General features: G+C 44.9%; 12 protein-coding genes and 1 pseudogene. 2 read left to right on the top strand and 11 right to left on the bottom strand.

Annotation, left to right across the window (positions count from 1 at the left end):
- From mmsA to BN3261_RS16330, 6 genes are all read right to left on the bottom strand, one after another.
- Positions 1 to 1,539, bottom strand: a complete 1,539-nt coding sequence (gene mmsA / locus BN3261_RS16355; RefSeq protein ID WP_022426669.1) for a multiple monosaccharide ABC transporter ATP-binding protein — start codon at positions 1,537 to 1,539, stop codon at positions 1 to 3.
- Between the two features lie 85 nt (positions 1,540 to 1,624).
- Complete coding sequence (chvE, locus tag BN3261_RS16350; RefSeq protein WP_227574350.1) at positions 1,625 to 2,653, bottom strand: multiple monosaccharide ABC transporter substrate-binding protein; 1,029 nt, start codon at positions 2,651 to 2,653, stop codon at positions 1,625 to 1,627.
- A 308-nt stretch (positions 2,654 to 2,961) separates the two neighbouring features.
- On the bottom strand, positions 2,962 to 4,041 hold the full coding sequence (locus BN3261_RS16345) for a sugar ABC transporter substrate-binding protein (RefSeq protein WP_022426667.1): 1,080 nt from the start codon (positions 4,039 to 4,041) through the stop codon (positions 2,962 to 2,964).
- A 5-nt stretch (positions 4,042 to 4,046) separates the two neighbouring features.
- Positions 4,047 to 5,645, bottom strand: coding sequence for a response regulator transcription factor (locus tag BN3261_RS16340; protein WP_022426666.1), 1,599 nt, complete (start codon positions 5,643 to 5,645; stop codon positions 4,047 to 4,049).
- Positions 5,623 to 7,131, bottom strand: a complete 1,509-nt coding sequence (locus BN3261_RS16335; RefSeq protein WP_022426665.1) for a sensor histidine kinase — start codon at positions 7,129 to 7,131, stop codon at positions 5,623 to 5,625. The genes BN3261_RS16340 and BN3261_RS16335 overlap by 23 nt, the downstream gene beginning before the upstream one ends.
- Complete coding sequence (locus BN3261_RS16330; protein WP_015526039.1) at positions 7,109 to 8,137, bottom strand: sugar ABC transporter substrate-binding protein; 1,029 nt, start codon at positions 8,135 to 8,137, stop codon at positions 7,109 to 7,111. Before BN3261_RS16330 ends, BN3261_RS16335 begins: the two co-directional genes overlap by 23 nt.
- A 141-nt stretch (positions 8,138 to 8,278) precedes the next feature.
- On the opposite strand from BN3261_RS16330, the gene BN3261_RS16325 reads away from it, so the two are divergent.
- Both BN3261_RS16325 and BN3261_RS16320 read left to right on the top strand, forming a co-directional pair.
- Entirely contained in the window at positions 8,279 to 8,863 is a 585-nt protein-coding gene (locus BN3261_RS16325) for a TetR/AcrR family transcriptional regulator (RefSeq protein WP_015526040.1), read from the top strand.
- Positions 8,864 to 9,020: 157 nt separating this feature from the next.
- Complete coding sequence (locus tag BN3261_RS16320; RefSeq protein ID WP_059086777.1) at positions 9,021 to 10,985, top strand: oleate hydratase; 1,965 nt, start codon at positions 9,021 to 9,023, stop codon at positions 10,983 to 10,985.
- 145 nt (positions 10,986 to 11,130) lie between these two features.
- On the opposite strand, the gene larE is transcribed toward BN3261_RS16320, so the two are convergent.
- From larE to BN3261_RS17840, 5 genes and pseudogenes are all read right to left on the bottom strand, one after another.
- Positions 11,131 to 11,958 (bottom strand): ATP-dependent sacrificial sulfur transferase LarE, encoded by an 828-nt coding sequence (gene larE / locus BN3261_RS16315; protein WP_059086776.1) that lies wholly within the window; start codon positions 11,956 to 11,958, stop codon positions 11,131 to 11,133.
- A gap of 257 nt (positions 11,959 to 12,215) precedes the next feature.
- Positions 12,216 to 13,016 (bottom strand): MBL fold metallo-hydrolase, encoded by an 801-nt coding sequence (locus BN3261_RS16310; protein WP_059086775.1) that lies wholly within the window; start codon positions 13,014 to 13,016, stop codon positions 12,216 to 12,218.
- Between the two features lie 394 nt (positions 13,017 to 13,410).
- Complete coding sequence (locus tag BN3261_RS16305; protein ID WP_235812406.1) at positions 13,411 to 13,770, bottom strand: inorganic diphosphatase; 360 nt, start codon at positions 13,768 to 13,770, stop codon at positions 13,411 to 13,413.
- A 100-nt stretch (positions 13,771 to 13,870) separates the two neighbouring features.
- Positions 13,871 to 15,475 (bottom strand): xylulokinase, encoded by a 1,605-nt coding sequence (locus BN3261_RS16300; protein WP_059086774.1) that lies wholly within the window; start codon positions 15,473 to 15,475, stop codon positions 13,871 to 13,873.
- Between the two features lie 108 nt (positions 15,476 to 15,583).
- Positions 15,584 to 15,916 (bottom strand): annotated as a pseudogene (locus BN3261_RS17840) (L-arabinose isomerase family protein); the annotation flags it as partial.
- Between the last annotated feature and the right edge of the window lie 11 nt (positions 15,917 to 15,927).

The raw sequence follows: 15,927 nt of genomic DNA, 5'->3' as shown, positions 1-15,927 counted from the left end.
TTACTCTCCTTTACCTGACTTCACGATCCTGGACATGATCAGCTCAGATGTAGCTTCCTCACCACTTACCTCACCTACGAATCTGCCCTCGTTCATGATATAGATTCTGTCTGACATTCCAAGCACTTCCGGAAGCTCAGAAGAGATCATGATCACAGATTTTCCTGCTGCGACCAGGTCATTGATGATACAGTAGATTTCATATTTGGCACCTACGTCAATACCTCTTGTAGGTTCATCCAAAATCAGAATATCCGGCTCTGCAAACATCCATTTTGCAAGAAGGACCTTCTGCTGATTACCACCGCTCAGGTTTCCGACATTCTGCTCAACTGTCGGACACTTGGTTTTCAGTTTCTTCCTGTATTCCTCAGCAACTGCGTATTCTTTATCCGTATCGATCACTTTTCCATTACTGATACCGGACATGTTTGCAAGCGTAGTGTTCATCTTTATGGACTTGGAAAGGATCAATCCGTTTCCTTTTCGATCCTCTGTAACATAGGCGAGCTTGTTGTCAATAGCCTCCTGAACTGTATTCAGCTTCACTTCTTTTCCATTCATGAACACCTGGCCGGAAATCTTAGTTCCATAGCTCTTGCCAAAAATACTCATGGCCAATTCTGTACGTCCTGCTCCCATCAGTCCTGAAATACCGACAACCTCTCCTTTATGTACTTTAAAGGATACGTTATTTACCACCTTACGTTCTGTATACAGAGGATGGTAAACATTCCAGTTCTTAACTTCCATGGAAACATCGCCGATCTTTACATTTGGACGTTTCGGGAACCGGTCTGTCATCTCACGTCCAACCATTCCCTGAATGATCCTCTGCTCAGAAAAATCGTCTTTCTTTTTATCCAGTGTTTCAATGGTAGATCCATCTCGGATAACTGTGATCTTATCTGCCACATAGGAAATCTCATTTAATTTATGGGAAATGATGATAGAGGTCATTCCCTGCTTCTTGAATTTCAGAAGAAGATCCAGAAGAGCTTTGGAGTCATCTTCGTTCAGTGATGCGGTAGGCTCATCCAGAATGAGCAGCTTTGCATTCTTTGCAAGTGCCTTTGCGATCTCAACCAGCTGCTGTTTACCTACACCGATATCCTTGATCAAAGTTCTGGAGGATTCCTCCAGTCCCACTATTTTCAAATATTTATCTGCTTCCCCATAAGTTTCATTCCAGTTAATGGAAAAGCTCCTGCCTCTTTCATTGCCCAGGTACATGTTTTCACCGATAGTCATATACGGGATCAGTGCCAGTTCCTGGTGAATGATCACAATTCCTTTATGTTCACTGTCTTTGATGGTGTTAAATTTACAGATCTCACCATCGTAAATAATATTTCCTTCATACGAGCCGTACGGATATATACCACTTAATACATTCATCAATGTAGATTTACCGGCACCGTTCTCACCTACCAGTGCGTGGATCTCGCCTTCCTCGACCTGGAGATTAACATTATCCAGTGCCTTTACACCTGGGAAAGTTTTGGTGATATTTTTCATTTCCAGAAGTATCTTAGCCAACTCAATTTCCCTCCCTTTCCACTGTTCATGCAGGCGGTTATATTCCCCGCCTGCATGTGATAAATTTCTTTCTTAAAAATTATGATTATTTGATCTGATCCTCTGTGTAGTATCCGGAATCGATCAGGATTTCTTTGTAGTTATCTGTTGTAACAACAACCGGATCGCAAAGGTATGTCGGGATGACACCTGTTCCGTTATCATAGGATTTTGTATCGTTCACTTCCGGCTCCTCACCTTTCATGATGGAGTCAACCATTTTTACTACTGCAGATGCAAGAGCTCTTGTATCTTTAAATACGGACATTGCCTGTTTTCCTGCTACAAGGTTCTTAACGTTCGGTGTATCACAGTCCTGACCGGTGATGATCGGATATTCTCCTGTGTAGGAAGCTGCCAGTGCATTCTCAACACCAAGGGCTGTGGAATCGTTGGAGCAGAGAACTGCGTCAAGGTTTGTTCCGTCAGAGTAGTTACCTGCGATGATGGTATCCATTCTGTCCTGTGCTTTTGCACTATCCCAGTTTGCGGTAGCAACCTGCTCGAACTCTGTCTGTCCGGATTTTACTACCAGCTTACCGTCATCGATGTATTTCTGGAGAACATCCATTGCACCACCGAAGAAGAAGTTACAGTTGTTATCACCAGGATCTCCTGTGAACAGCTCGATGTTAAACGGTCCATCCTGATTATCAAGATCCAGTGCGTCTACCAGGTACTCGCCCTGTTTCTGTCCTACTTTGTAGTTATCAAATGTTGCATAATAGGAAACTGCATCAGAATTCATAAGAAGACGGTCATAGGAGATAACCGGAATTCCTTTTTCTTTGGCCTGTTTCAGAGGCTCGCCAAGGCTGCTTCCGTCGATGGATGCCACAACCAGAAGGTCGCATCCGTTTGCTACCTGGTTCTCAAGCTGGGAAACCTGTGTGCTTACGTCGTTGGATGCATACTGAAGGTCTACTTCATATCCTGCTGCCTCCAGCTCTTTCTTCATGTTCTCGCCATCCTGGTTCCATCTCTGGAGATCCTTGGTCGGCATGGTAACACCGATCAGTTTCTTGTCTGCTGCCTGTGCTGTTGCTGCCGGAACTACCACCATACCAGCTACCATTGTTGCGCAAAGAAGTGCAGATACCATTTTTCTTTTCATTGTAAAATCCTCCGTTTCATTATTTGTTTTTTGAATCACGTTTCCTTCGATGATGTTACTATAGCACAGGACTGTCTGGACATAGTTGGCAATGACAGAGACATTTTTTTGCAAAAGAAAAATGCCCTGCATCAGGCAAGACATTTTTGCACCAAAAATCTGCTATTGATTTTTGTCATAATTGTGTATTATTGCACATATGGCTACACTGCCACATTACTTGCAGAATTTCACCACCACATATATGCCGGTATGCAATCTGTTCTGCATTACTCTGTATCATAATCTGTATTGAGATATACTTCATCCCTTCTGTGGAAACCGCCGTCAATGATCACCTCATCAATATTATCCCTTGTAACGGCAACCGGTTCCAGCACCTTCGCCGGGATATCGTAGCTTCCATCGTTCATGGTATCTGTCACATCTGACGGAAGCTTTCCCTCTTCTGCCATCTTCACCGCATATTCAGCTGCCTGGCATGCCAGATCTTCGATAGATTTAAATGCTGTCATGTACTGGGTTCCTTCTACAATACGCTGACATGCAGCCAGATCACCATCCTGGCCTACCACGATCACCTGTCCGGCAAGCTGGTTTTCCGCAAGAACCTGTATCACCTGGCTGGCAATATCATCATTTCCACACATGATTCCCTTTACATCGGGGTACTCTTCCAGTGCCTCCTCCACATAATCTGCTGCCAGCTCCGCGACCCAGCCCTCACAGTTGGCTTCGTAAACCACCTTCAGATCACTGTTTTTCAGAGTGTCTTCAAATCCCTCTTTTACCATGTCCACATTGTTATCTGAAGCAGATCCCTGGACCATAAAAATCTTTCCGCCATCAGGGATCGCTTCCATCATGGACTGTGCCATGACCTCTCCGACTTTCCGGTTATCAAAGGAAATATACATGTCTGTATCCGCATCATTTACCATACGGTCATAGGAGATCACCCTGATCCCTACATTGTGGGCACGCTCCACAGCCTCAGATAATGCCTTGCAGTCTCTGGCAATGATCACGATCACATCCATATGCTTCCTGATAAAATAGTCGATCTGGCTGATCTGCTCTTTTGTATCTGCTCCCGCATCCTGAACATTCACTTCCGCTCCCAATTCCCTTGCGGTTGCCACGAATGCATCCCTGTCACGAATCCACCTCTCAATAACAAAGGAATCCACTGTAAGACCGATCTGAATTTTCTTTTCACCACTGTCTTCCTCTGTATCGTTTTCCTGTGCAGCTGTCTGCTTTATTTTTTCGGAAGCACAGCCATTCAGCATCAATGTCAACAGACACAGCAAGATCAACAGCTTCCTGATCATTTTCCCCCCGCTCATATTGTCTACCTCAACCTCTCTCTGAATTCACTTGGTGTCACGCCTTCGTATTTTTTGAATATCCTGCTGAAATAATTGGGGTCGCTGTATCCGGATTCCGCACAGATCTCCTTGATGGAAAGCCCTGAATCTTTGAGAAGTTCTCTTGCATTCCGAAGCCGCACTTCTGTAAGATACTCGATAAAATTTCCTCCGGTCTCCTGCTTAAAAAGCTTGCTGAAATAATAAGGGCTGATATCCACCTCCCGTGACACCTCATCCAGTGAAATATCTTTTTTATAATTGTCCCGAATATAGGACTTTGCTTTTTCGATAATAGAAACCGCTTCTTTTTCCCTTGCACTTTCCATGTTACTGCAGATTTCTGATGTTTTGCCCAGGAACCATTTTTTCATTCCTTCTATATCTGTATATTCCTGGATCTCATGAATATAATTTCTGCGGCAGCTGATCGCATATTTCACGGTACCTGCAAAAAAGGCCTTTTTTTCCACTCCCATCACAAGCTCCAGGATCTTGATGCGCATGTCCTCCAGATCTACTCCCGGCTGCTTCTCCATCCACCTGATAAATTCCTCGGCACAGCTTAAAGCTCCTGCCACATCCTTATCCATCACCCGCTTTTCATAGCGACGTTCCAGATCTCTTGGATATTCGCCGTCATATTTCTGTGCAGCCGGAACATCCTCAATATGTATAACATGGCTGGTGCTTTCCCGAAGTGCGATCATGGCCTCCTTGAAGGATTCTTTCATGGTGCTTCCCATCTCCTTCACCCGGCCGATACCACAGCGAAATTTACTGTCGATCCTGCTTTCCAGCTTATGTACCATGTTTCTGGTTCTTGTTACAACCTCCACACGTTCCTCATAGGACTCCCTGGAATTACGGTATGGAACAAGCAGTACAATACGGTTTCCCATAATGGGTCCTACCAGACATTCAAAAAATCCCTGAGCGATTTCCCGGAATGTGGAATAAAATTTGTTTGCCTTCACACTGGCCCCCACCGCATTGGTAAGAACGCCATTTTCCGTGGAATCCCCGAATTCAGCCACGATCATATATCCATATTCTTCCCGGATATCCAGAAGCTCCCTGTAATTATCCTGATATGTCTGAAAATCATCCTGCAGAAGAATATTATTGATATATCCGCTTTCGATCATGGGCACAACTGTCTCCAGCTTTTCACGGATACGGAGATCATCGCTTCGCTTCTGTCTTGTGTAATCTACCTTTTCCATAGCTTTGGAGCATGTTTCCAAAATCACCTTTTTGTTTACCGGCTTGGTAAGAAATTCCATAACTCCAAGATTTACCGCTTCCTTGGCATAATTAAATTTATCATAGGCTGTAATGATCACAAAGACCACAGATCTGTTAAATTTCTGAATTTCCCGGATTGCCTGGATCCCACTTAAGCCCGGCATCTGAATGTCCATAAAGCAGATATCCGGCGGATATTTCTCCGCCTCCTCCACAACCACACGGCCTGTCTTGGCTGTATGGATCTCACATTCATTTCCATAGTTGGAACTTATAATATTTTTCAGGGATTCCAGCATGATCCCCTCATCATCAGCAATCAGGATTCTGTACATTTTTTTCGCTCCTCTCCAGAGGAATATTGATCACTACCTCTGTTCCCATTCCTTCACCTTCACTGTATATTTCCATTAATCCGTCCCGCTCATAATATAGTTCCAGACGGCTGATCACATTATTCATTCCGATTCCCGTGGAATCACCCTCGCCTGAACTGCTGTGGACTTTTTTTGACAGTACTCTTTGTATCTGTTCTCCGGTCATGCCCAGTCCGTTATCCCGAACACTGATCTCAATATGGTCGTTCCATTTCTCCACACTGAGATCAATATGTCCTTCCCAATCTATATTCCGGATTCCATGATTGACTGCGTTTTCCACAACCGGCTGCAGGATCATACTGGGAACACGTACATTTTCCACATCACATTCCACTTTTTTTGAAAAATGGATGTCCCCGGCAAACCGTACATTCAGAATATAAATGTAATTATCCACAGCCTCCAGTTCTTCCTCCAGTGTGGCATCTTCCTCACCCTTCTTTACATTGTAGCGAAAAAAATCTGCCATCTTTTCCACAAAGATACTGGTTTTTTCTGCATCCTCCATCATTGCAAGCTGTACTCCTGCATTCAGGGAATTAAAAAGGAAATGCGGGTTGATCTGAGACTGGAGATACTTAAGCTGTGCCTCCTTGAGATGTGTTTCCATCAAAAGCTCCCTCTCTATCATCTGCTGTTCTTTTTCCATGCTGGCCTTTGTCCTGGCAATGTAAAGACCAAGATTATCCACCATGGTATTAAAGGCTCTTGTTACCGTTCCAAGCTCATCCCTGGAATCTGCTGGGGGCATCTTTACATTAAAATTCCCCTGACCTACCAGCTGTGCAGTTTCTGCCATATTAGTCAGCGGCAGGAACATCTCCCTTGTTGCCATGATCAGAAGGAACATTCCACAGATCACCACCAGAAGCATGATCATCATATTACTGATCTCCAGATATCTCATAACCGCCCGGAGAGCTGCATAAGTCTGGGAATTTTCTTTAAAAAGCTGCTTGTTCAGCTCATCCATAGAACTCTGGATATAACTGTAAAGCTCCAGACTTTCATCATATTCCTGCTTATATTTCTCCACATTCCTGCCTCTCTTGGCAGCTACAGTTCCTGCGGTACAGGAAAGATATGATTCCGACATCTTACGTATCTTCTTCTCCAGAAGTTTTACGGAATCATCAATATTCCGTTCATTTAACTTCTCCAGCTCCTGCCTGTATTTCGCCTCATTCTGATAATAATCCATCAGTGCCTGAGAGTTTTTTACCTTCAGATACTGGTACATACTGTCCTGCACATCGTCAAAAACCTGCCCAAGCTCTGTGATCTGGGCATTGCTGGCATACACATCATCCATCTCCTGCATGGAGTTGTTGATCCGCGCATAAAACAACATGTTGATGCTGAACAGTAAAACTGCCAGCACGCCAACCTCGATCATGATCTTGCTTACAAGAGAAAAGTCACTCCAACGGATCTTTTTCATCTGTGACTGCCTCCCTCCTCATCTTCTTCACTGCTGTTCTGTCAAGAAAATTAATGTCTACGTTGTAGAAAGAATTGGTTCTTCCATCTTCTATATAGCTGGTAACTGCCTCCACACTGTACTGTCCCAGCTGGGTCGTGTCCACATCACAGGTAACTGAAATAACACCTTTTTCAACTGCCGCCAGAATATCCTCAGATGTATAATAACCAATGATCTTCACTTTTCCTGCAAGGTTGAAATCCAGAATTGCCTGTCTTGCACACTCCGTTGTCTCCTCATCCATACACACAAGGATATCCGGAACATTCCGCTTCTGCTGAAAAATATCAGTAACTGCCTCCTCTGTTTCAAAGGTTCCTGTTGACAGAAGATTCCTTCCCTTGATCTCAATATCCTCAGACCCAGCTGCCATCTTCACCGCATTGCTGATCTGAGTGTATATCTGACTTTCGTTCATATCATCAATGTCCCGTTTCTGCAGGATCAGGATCTTCTTCGTGTTCTCATCCACGTATTTGGCAACAATTTCCCCGTAAGCCATGCCAAGCTGATAATCGCTGACTCCCACAAAGCTCTGGCGGCGGCTGTGCACCGCATCACTCATGACTGTAACCACCGGTATTCCGTTTCTTACTGCAGTATTGATTGCTTCTTCCAGACCGGCTTCTCCATTATACTGCAGGATAATACCATCCGCCTTGGCCGCAATGCTCATATTCATATAATCAAGTTTATCATAGGATGTTCCTCTGTCCGGCCCCATGATCTCAAGCAGTACATTATTCTGAGCTGCTTTTTTCTTCGCACTGTCATATACTGCCTGCCAGAACTGGGAATCGGGGCTGTCCACGATCATGTCGTACTGGTATTTATATATTTTCTCTTCCTGTTTATCCAACCCTGCTTTTTCACTGATTCCTCTGTAATAGGATTCTCCTGTCACATAAGTAAGTACTATCACGGCAGCAAAGATCAGCAGGATACAAACTGATTTTTTCTTCATAGTACACTCCGTTCTGTTCCGCAAAATATTCCAGATCCAGTTTATCATAATTTCACAGAAAAGTCACTGTTTAACATGGATTTTCTGTGCACTTTCATGTTATATTAATAACTATAACCTTGCCAAAGGAGGCCGCAAGACATGACAAACGCAACCAAGCTTGCCCTGGAAGAATCCCTGAAACATCTGCTTCTTAAGAAGCCTTTAGATAAGATCACCATCAACGACCTGACTACGGACTGCGGGATCAGCCGCATGACTTTTTACTATCATTTCAAAGATATCTATGATCTTGTGGAGTGGTGCTGTCTGGAAGATGCCAGAATTGCCCTTCAGGGCAAAAAAACCTCTTCCACATGGCATGAAGGGCTTCTGCAGATCTTTGATGCCGTGATGGAAAACAAGCCGTTTATCTTAAATGTATACCGCTGCGTGGGGCGGGAACAGATCGAAAATTATCTGTTCCAGCTTACCTGCGATCTTCTTATGGGCGTGGTAACAGAAAAATCAAAAGATATCCCCATCACGGATGAACAGAAAATTTTTATCGCAGATCTGTATAAATACAGCTTTGTAGGGATCATGCTGGACTGGATCAAAAACGGCATGCGCGAAGATTATCGCGAAATCGCAGATGATACCGCAACCGCACTGTATGGAAGCATCGACAACGCCATCCGCAATTTTGCCGCCAGAAACAAAACAGCAGAAATGCATACAGAATAAAAACTTATCAAAACAGACATAATGATAAAAAACTGAACACTTTCGGTATTTTGTAAATAGAATCTTTTTTCCGGATGGGCTATCATAGCCTCAACAGCAACAAAGAACAGTTAATCCGATACAAACAGGTATCTCATTTACGAAAGGTGGATGTCATATGTCAGATAAAAAAGGATTCATGGGACTTGCAGCACTTGCGGCAGCCGGAGCCGGCGCAGCCATGCTGATGAAAAAAACAAGAGAGATCAACGAAGAGGAAAACCTCCATGTGAAAGAAACTACTGCAAACTACCGCAACACCGAGCGTGGAAAGCATGACAAAAACAGCAAAGGGATTTATTATTCCAACGGTAACTACGAAGCCTTTGCCCGTCCGGAAAAACCGGAAGGTGTGGACGACAAGCATGCCTACATTGTAGGAAGCGGTCTTGCTTCCCTGGCTGCTGCATGCTTCCTGGTAAGAGACGCACAGATGCCAGGTGATCATATCCACATCCTGGAAGCCATGGATATTGCCGGCGGTGCCTGCGATGGAATCTTTGATCCGTCCAGAGGCTATATCATGCGTGGCGGTCGTGAGATGGAAAACCATTTCGAGTGCCTGTGGGATCTTTTCCGCAGTATTCCTTCTCTTGAAAAACCGGGTGTTTCTGTTCTGGACGAGTTCTACTGGCTGAACAAACACGACCCGAACTATTCTCTCTGCCGTGCAACCGTCAACCGTGGACAGGATGCCCATACCGACGGAAAATTTAACCTGAGCCAGAAGGGCTGCATGGAGATCATGAAGCTGTTTATGACAAAGGATGAGGATCTTTACGATAAAACCATCGAAGATGTATTTGATGATGAAGTGTTTGATTCCACCTTCTGGCTGTACTGGAGGACCATGTTCGCATTTGAAAACTGGCACAGTGCTCTGGAGATGAAGCTTTACTTCCAGCGTTTTATCCACCACATTGCAGGTCTTCCGGATTTCAGCGCCCTGAAATTCACCAAGTACAACCAGTACGAATCCCTGATTCTTCCCATGAAAAAATATCTGGAGGATGCAGGTGTTGACTTCCAGTTTAATACTGAGGTCACAAACGTGATCTTTAATTTTAAAGATGGCAAAAAGATCGCCACTGCTATCGAGTGCAAGGTAAAAGATGTGGAGCAGGGCATCCTTCTTACAGAAAATGATTATGTTTTCGTCACTAACGGAAGCTGTACAGAGGGCACGATCTACGGCGACCAGAACCATGCACCAAACGGTGATGCAGAGGTCCGTACCAGTGGCGTTTGGTCCCTGTGGAAAAATATCGCAGCTCAGGATCCTTCCTTCGGACATCCGGAAAAGTTCTGCTCAGACATTTCCAGAACAAACTGGGAATCCGCTACTGTCACCACTTTAGATGACCGTATTATCCCTTATATCACCAATATCTGCCAGCGTGACCCACGTACCGGCAAGGTTGTTACCGGTGGTATCGTAAGCTGCCAGGATTCCAAATGGCTCTTAAGCTGGACCATCAACCGTCAGGGACAGTTCAGGGAACAGGATCCGAAGAAGGTCTGTGTATGGGTTTACGGATTGTTCACAGATGTTCCCGGTGATTATATCAAGAAGCCGATGAAGGATTGTACCGGTAAGGAAATTACCGCCGAGTGGCTGTACCACCTGGGTGTTCCGGTAGATCAGATCGACGATATGGCAGAAAACAGCGCTGTCTGCGTTCCGACCATGATGCCGTACATCACCGCCTTCTTCATGCCGCGTACCAAAGGTGACCGCCCGGATGTTATCCCGGATGGCTGTGTAAACTTTGCATTCCTGGGACAGTTTGCAGAAACTCCTCGTGATACCGTATTCACAACAGAATATTCCGTACGTACTGCAATGGAGGCTGTATACGGACTTTTCGGTGTAGACCGTGGGGTTCCGGAAGTATGGGGAAGCGTTTACGATATCCGTGAGCTTCTGGACAGCAGTGTGAAGCTGATGGACGGAAAATCCCCGCTGGAGATCCAGCTGCCAGGGCCGCTGAATGCACTGAAGAAACCACTTCTTAATGTTGTGAAGGGTACTGTGGTTGAGAAGGTACTGCGGGATCATGATGTGCTGAAGGATTATATGTAAGATATACAACCTGCCAGACAGATATTCTCAATCCGAAAATTAAGATTTGAACACAGTAACGGAGCCTCCGGTTCTATTCTTGTAGCAATCCCCCGGAAATACTTCTCGCGCGGTATTTCCGGGGGATTATTTTATTTTCTGATACTTATTTTCCCAGTGTTTCATTCATACTTCCGGAACGGAAGCCCTGAAGATCCAGAGTCACGTAAGAAAATCCCAATGTGCGGAATTTCTCTGTGATCTTTGTTCTTGTTTCATTATCTGCAATTTTCAGGATCTCTTCTTCTGGAACCTCGATCCTTGCCATGGTACCGTGGATGCGAACACGGAACTGATGGAATCCCAGATCCATCAGAAACTGCTCGGCCTGATCTACCATGTGAAGCTTCTCCTCGGTAATGGTCTCACCGTATACAAATCTGGAAGCAAGACAGGCGAAGGATGGCTTGTTCCAGGTCGGAAGATTCATGTCTTTTGACAGCTCCCGGATCTCTTCTTTATAGAGGCCTGCTTCCTGGAGCGGACTGCGGACCCCAAGCTCCTGGATAGCCCTTTTTCCCGGACGGTAGTCGCCCAGATCATCCATGTTGGAACCTTCCACGATCATGTTCATATGGCGCGCCTTTGCAACTTCCCAAAGTCTGGTAAAGATGGCTTTTTTGCAGATATAGCAGCGGTCCGGCGGATTCTGACGGAACCCCGGGATGTCAAATTCGTTGATCTTGCATATCTCCTGGCAAATGTGATTTTCCTGGCAGAAATCTTGCGTTTCTTTCAGTTCTCTGTCGGTGAAGGAGCATGGACATGCGGTAATGGCCATAGCTTTGTCACCAAGTGTTTCCTGTGCAGCTTTCAGCAAAAATGTGGAGTCCACTCCACCGGAAAAAGCTACGGCTACACTTCCAAGGGAACGGAGGATTTCCTGGAGTTTTCTGTATTTTTTTTCAAGTGTGATGTTATCTGTTGCTGGCATATGTTCTGTCACCTCGTAATTTGTAAAATCTTATTTTTGCCGGATCCGAATCTGTAATTTTCAGATCTGTTCTTATTGACATGCTCTTGCAATGCTATGTGTGTATTCTTTATTGTAAACGATACCTTTTTGCCATACAAGTATTTTTCTACCTGACAGATGTACTATGAAATTTATTAGTATCCTCTCTGTTTCCAAATATAATAAGACCGGAAATACAGCATATGCCATACTTCCAGTCTTTCTTTTTACAGTTATTACATTTCGATCACATCAAGATCATCCGGAACAAACAACTTTCCGTGATAATACTCTCTGCCTTCTGCTCCGTAAAGCTCTTTACGTTTTTTAATGTTCTTATCCTCTGTGTGATACAGGACAAGATTCTTAACTCCAAGGTTCTCAGCCAGCTCACTGGCATCCTTAACTGTGGAGTGATGCTTCTCATAGGGATTGAAGATATCACGCTGTCCATACAAGCAGAATGCTTCGTGGAACATCCAGTCGCTGCCTTTTGCGTATTTCTCTTCACATTCATTGTATGGCTCGTCTCCGCAGCAGGTAAGTACCTTACCACCGTCATAGATCATCTGGAAACCGAACTGTTTCGCTTTGGTGGAACCGATATCAAAGAAGGTCACTTTCTTATTAAGAATTGTTTTTTCCTCGCCGTCTTTTACCTCGATCAGATGAAGTCTGTCACCGATGTACTGTGTCTCCTTCTTATTCAGAAGCTTAAATGCCATGTCTTTGAGAAGTCCGATCACTTCATCATGAGCATAGATGTTTGCCTCGCCCTGATAAGTGCCTTTTTTCATGTTCTGGCAAATGATGCGGATCACCCACACGATCCCCATGATATGGTCTACGTGCTTATGTGTAACAAAGATCTCATGAACATCCATCAGATCAACGCCAGCCTTCTTCAGCTGGGAAAGCACCGTATTTCCGCCGCCTCCGTCAACCAGAAAATGGCCGTACTCATCGCTGAGCACAAAACATGTATTGTAGCACTCTGTTACCAGTGCGTTACCTGTTCCAAGCATGGTTAATTTCATTCTGTTCTCCTCCTGTATAGCCCTGGTCATCAAACATTCAACCACCCACCATTCTGCTCTCTGACACTCTGACCGGCTGTCTCTGGTCATATTACAGACACATATACAACCGTTTAATTTTTTGTTTTCTTATTTTTTCTGTGTTTTTCGTGTCCAATGATAACATTATGAAGAAATATTTTCAATAAGATCCATTCATTTTCATAGCAGAAAAATCAATCCACAAATCTTCATAGATTCCTGTTTTCACAGAATCCAGTCCGGTGCTCCCTTGCATCCTCTGTCATCCAGTTTATCTGCATCGCAGATAACAGAAATATATAATATATGGATCCTGTACAAAAACAGGAGCAGTCACATGGCGTACCATGTCTGCTCCTGTTTTATATTTTTGTTATTCCAGCATCTCTATCTCTGTCTCAAAATACTGCTCCTGAAACTGAACCTGTTCCATGATCTCCTGTGCTGTCATAGTCATATCTTCCGGCACTGCCACCCATTTGTCTTCCACATCATTGAGACGATGGATGATGGCAATCACTTTTCCTGTAAATTCTTTTACCGGGTGATCGATACACAAAACATAGACGTCCTGTTCCTCTCCGTCCGGAGCGATGATTCCTTCAATATAGCCGTAATTTACCGGGTAAAAAAGATCTTTGTGTTCCGGATGGTAGGTATTCATCGGACGATCGATCACGACATGAACCATCTGGCCGGATGTTGATTTCTTTTCGTGGTTACTCTCGTTCATTCATTTTCCTCTCTGGACTCAGAGCAGAAATCCGACAGATTTCCATCTGTTTTTCCTCGTATCCGAAAACAGGTATTCTCATTTCCGTACATCCTGCATTTTACCAAATTTCGGATTCCACTGCTGCTCTCTCAATGCCAAGACCTTTCATATACCGGTCCATAAATGCGTTGAATCCTTTCACGCCTTCTGCTTCCGGCGCCAGTGTGCTGCCTTCGTTTCCTTTGAAGACATCTTCATCCAGGAAATCTGCAAGGTCTTCGCCTTCTCTCCTGTTAATCAGATAGGAAGCCAGAAGTGCGATTCCCCAGGCTCCGCCTTCTCCTGCTGTGGACATTACAGATACCGGTGCATCTACCGCATCTGCAAGAATCTGCTGGCCGACCCCCTTTGTCTTAAAGAGGCCGCCGTGGCCCAGAAGCTTATCAATTTTTACATGCTCCTGATTCAGAAGGATATCCAGACCTACACGCATGGCGCCGAGGCAGGTGTAAAGATTATTTCGCATAAAGTTTGCCAGTGTAAATTTGCTCTCCGGAGAACGTACAAACAGTGGACGTCCCTCTTCAAAGCCGGTCATATGCTCGCCGGAGAAATAGCAGTAGGAAAGAAGTCCGCCACAGTCCGGGTCGCCTTCCATGGCTTTGTTATAAAGAGTTCCGAACAGTTTGTTCATATCTACTTCCATGCCCATAGCTTCTGCAAATTCCTTAAACACATTTACCCATGCGTTCAGATCCGAAGTACAGTTGTTGGAATGTGCCATGGCAACCGGGTCTCCTGCCGGAGTGGTAACCATGTCGATTTCTTTATACGGTTTGGAAAGTGCCTTCTCCAAGACGATCATGGCAAATACGGAAGTTCCTGCGGAAACATTTCCGGTACGCCGGCGGACACTGTTTGTGGCAACCATACCGGTTCCTGCGTCTCCCTCAGGCGGACACATCGGGATTCCAGCTTTCAGCTTTCCACTTACATCCAGAAGCTTTGCGCCTTCCTCAGTAAGAACTCCTGCATCCTGACCTGCCACCAGAGCTTTCGGCATAATATCGCGAAGCTTCCATGGGAAACCATAAGGTGCAACCAGTTCATCGAACTTCTGAACCATCTCCTCGTTATAGTCCTTCGTTTCACTGTCGATTGGGAACATACCTGCCGCATCACCGATACCAAGAACTCTTTTTCCGGTGAGTTTCCAATGCACATAGGCTTCCAGAGTGGTGATATAATCGATATCTTTTACATGCTCCTCACCGTTAAGGATCGCCTGATACAGGTGTGCGATGCTCCATCTCTGAGGGATATTGTAATGGAAAAGCTCTGCCAGCTTCTCAGAGGCTTCTCCTGTGATGTTGTTTCTCCAGGTACGGAACGGAACCATCAGCTCTCCCTCTTTATTAAACGGCATATAGCCATGCATCATGGCACTGACACCAAACGCACCTACGCTTGTAAGCTCCACTCCATATTTTTTCTGAACATCTTCTGCCATATCCTGGTAACTGCCCTGGAGACCTTTCCAGATCTCCTCCAGGCTGTATGTCCAGATACCATCCACATACTGATTCTCCCATTCATAGGCTCCGGATGCGATGGGCTGGTTCTTATCGTCCACCAGAACTGCCTTGATCCTTGTGGAACCAAACTCAATACCAAGAGCCGTGCGATTCTCAAGAATTGCTGTTTTTGCCTCATTTACTCCCATTGTAAAAAACCTCCCATATTATTTGCTGAAATACATGCTGTTCCATCTCAGCTCATTCTGCAGATTCCGGATCGTTGTATCGCCATCAATATAAACCGCTTCAATACCCATAGCTGCTGTTTTCCAGTCACCCTCGCCACCGAAGCCATAGCCTTTTTCCATCAGTCGCTGGATCGCAAGTCCCGGAAGCTGTTCCAGGGAGCCCAGATCACCAAAGTGTGTTACGATAGCCTGATATTTTTTCTCCTCGAGGAAGCGCTCAAAACCGATCTCGATCCCTGCCTGGACTGCTACATGCTCCTTAAATTCCTCAGGGTCACGTCCATCCAGAATCATATCGTATTTATTATAATATTCTTCTACCAGAACATCAATATCTCCTTGGCTTACATCCTGAACATATTCTGCGATCTCATTAACCGGATAAGCATTGATCTCCCAGTTTTCCTGGG

This window comes from Blautia massiliensis (ex Durand et al. 2017) (assembly GCF_001487165.1).
Lineage (GTDB): Bacteria > Bacillota > Clostridia > Lachnospirales > Lachnospiraceae > Blautia_A > Blautia_A fusiformis.
This window is presented reverse-complemented; position numbering and strand designations above follow the sequence as displayed.